This window comes from Streptomyces bambusae (genome assembly GCF_019400985.1).
Classification (GTDB): domain Bacteria; phylum Actinomycetota; class Actinomycetes; order Streptomycetales; family Streptomycetaceae; genus Streptomyces; species Streptomyces bambusae_A.
The window spans coordinates 1-2,778 of record NZ_WTFF01000539.1; the positions used below are offsets into that span (position 1 = coordinate 1).

At 77.2% G+C, this 2,778-nt stretch carries 2 protein-coding genes; both read left to right on the forward strand.

Annotation, left to right across the window (positions count from 1 at the left end; translation table 11 throughout):
- Window positions 1–410: 410 nt before the first annotated feature.
- Window positions 411–1,613, forward strand: a complete 1,203-nt coding sequence (locus GPJ59_RS35285) for an ADP-ribosylglycohydrolase family protein (protein WP_219672172.1) — start codon at window positions 411–413, stop codon at window positions 1,611–1,613.
- Between the two features lie 7 nt (window positions 1,614–1,620).
- Window positions 1,621–2,778 (forward strand): ADP-ribosylglycohydrolase family protein (locus GPJ59_RS35290; RefSeq protein WP_219672174.1); only part of this gene is annotated, 1,158 nt, incomplete at its 3' end.

Genomic DNA, 2,778 nt, shown 5'->3' on the forward strand with positions numbered 1-2,778 from the left:
ACTAGAAAGTGCGAATGCAGAGCATGATCTGAAAAACAGACAGCAACGTGAGCCGGGACGGCGCCGGGACGACCACAGGCCCAGGCCGGGACGCGGCGGCCGAGGCGCGGGACCGGGACCGGCGCGCCGGAGGCCGTAGCGGGGGCCACGGCGGTCGGGACGGCGCCGGAACGACCGCAAGCCCGGGCCGGGACGCGGTCCTGGCCGTGGCGCAGGACGGGGTCCGGGACGCCGAGGCCCACAGCGGGGACCACGGCGGTCGGGGTAGCGGCGGGACGACCACGGGCCCGGGCTGGGACGCGGCAGCCGTCGCGCAGGGCCGGGACCGGGACGCCGTGGCCCACAGCGCGGGCCAAGGCGGTCGGGGCAGCGGCGGGACGACCGCAGGCCCGGGCCGGGACGCCGTGGCCATGGCGCAGGACCGGGACCGGCCCGCCGGGGGCCACGGCGGGGGCCAGGTTGCCCCGGACGGCGCCGCGCCGGACGGGGCTCGGCGGATCGAGGGGTTGTTGCTCGGGCTTGCCACCGGGGACGCGGCCGGGTGGCCGGCCGCCCGGCACCGGGCCAGCCGGATGCCCGAGTGGACCCGCCGCCTGACCCGCGAGCTCGACACCTTCGCCGAGCAGAACGCCACCACCACCCTCCCCGTCCCCATCGCCCTCAACCAGCCGCCCGAGCCGCTGCGCCTCGGCTCCTCCGACGACGCCGAGTGGGCCGCGTTCGCCGCCGAGTCCGTGCTGACCGCCGCCGGCGTACTGCTCAGCGACCTCAGCCGGTCCCGCCGGATGCGCGCCGCCATCGACCTTGCCTGGAACGCCCTGGCCAGCGAGATCGCCGCCGCGGCCGAGCGCGCCCCCGAGGTCGAGTCCGCGGTCCTGCCGCTGCGCGCCCGGATCTCCGTACGCGCGGGCCTGGGCAACCTCGCCGCCGGCCTGCGGCCCCCCGCCACCGGCCACGACAATCCGCACTACTTCGACGACGCCGCCTGCGTACGGGCCGCCGTACTGGCCGTCGTCCACCCCGGCGACCCCCGGGCCGCCGCCGACCTCGCCGAGTTCGACGCCCGCTACACCCAGGACGGCGACGGCGTCCACGGCGCCCGCGCCATGGCCGCGGCCCTGGCCACCGCCCTCGGCGGCCAGGACGTCGACGCCGCCGTGGACGCCGCCCTCGCGCAGCTGCCCGAGGCCACCGAGATCGGCCGCAACGCCCGCCACGCCGTCAAGCTCGCCCGCGCCGCTCGACCCGGCTGCGGCGGAGCGGCGTTCGCGCTCGTCCCCGTCCTGGAGCACGAGATCGTCGACCACGTCTACAGCTACGGCATCGCCGCCGCCGAGACCGTGCCCGTCGCCCTCGCGCTCGCCACCGCCGCCCGCGGCAACGTGGTCGAGGCGGTGCCCGCCGCCGCCTGCCTGTCCCGCGTCGCGGACTCCGCGCCCGCCCTGGCCGGCGCCCTCACCGGGGCGCTGGGCGGCGGGGACGCGATCCCGGCCGCCTGGCGCGAGGCCTGCCGGACCCTGTCCGGCTGCGCCCTGCCCCGCCTCGCCGGCACCGACCTCGTCGAACTCGCCGGGCTGCTCGCTCGCACGGAACTGACCTCTCCCAAGGGATGATTCGGACATGACCCTCGACACCGACAAGACGCTCAAGAGGCTCACTCCCGGTCCCGGTCCCGCTCCTGGTCCCGCTCCCGCTCCCGCCCTCACTCTCGAGGACCGGGCGGCCGGCGTTCTCGTCGGCGCTGCCGTCGGCGACGCCCTCGGCGGACCGGTGGAGGGCTGGTCCCCGGACCGGATCGTGGAACGCCACGGGGGCCGGGTGCACGGCATCGTCGGCCCCTGGTACGAGGACTGGCGCACGGCCCGCCCGATCGCGCCGTACCACAAGGGCGACGGGCACGTCACCGACGACACCCTGATGACCCACGCGCTGGTCCGCGTCTACGAGCGGGTGCGCGACCACCTCGACGCGTACGCCGTCGCCGACCACCTCGTCCCGGACCTGATGTCCACCCCGCGGTGGATCCCGGAGCTGGAGGCCGAGGCGCTGCCCCTGCAGCGGATCTTCCTCGCCGAGAAGTGGCTGGTCGCCCGGCTGCACTACGGGCACGTGGACCCGCGCGAGGCGGGTACCGGAAACATCGTCAACTGCGGTGCGGCGATGTACATGGCGCCCGTCGGGATCGTCAACGCCGGCCACCCGGCCGGGGCCTACGCGGAGGCCCTCGACATCGCCGGCGCACACCAGTCCTCGTACGGGCGGGAGGCGGCCGGGGTGTTCGCGGCGGCGGTGGCCGCGGCGTGCACGCCCGGGGCGACGGCGGAGTCGGTGGTGGACACGGCCGTGTCGCTGGCCAAGGACGGTACGCGGGCGGCGATCGCGGCGGTGGCGGAAGCGGCTGCGGGGCACCGGGAGTTCGAGTCGGCGCTGGGGCCGCTGCGGGCGGCGGTCGCACCGTACGACACGGTCGGGCCGGACTACCGCGAGCCGTCGCTGGGCGCGCGGCGGCCGTCGCGGCTGCACGCGATCGAGGAGCTGCCGATCGCGCTCGGCATGCTGCTGGTGGGCGGCGGGCGCTACGAGGAGTCGGTGCTGGGCGCGGTCAACTACGGGCGGGACTGCGACTCGATCGCGACGATGGCCGGGGCGCTGGCGGGGGCGCTGGGCGGCGAGGCCGCCGTGCCGGCGGTGTGGGCGAAGCGGGTCGCGGAGGCGAGCCGCTTGGACCTGCACGCACCCGCGGCCGCGCTGGCCGCGGTGGCGCGCGAGGTCTTCGCC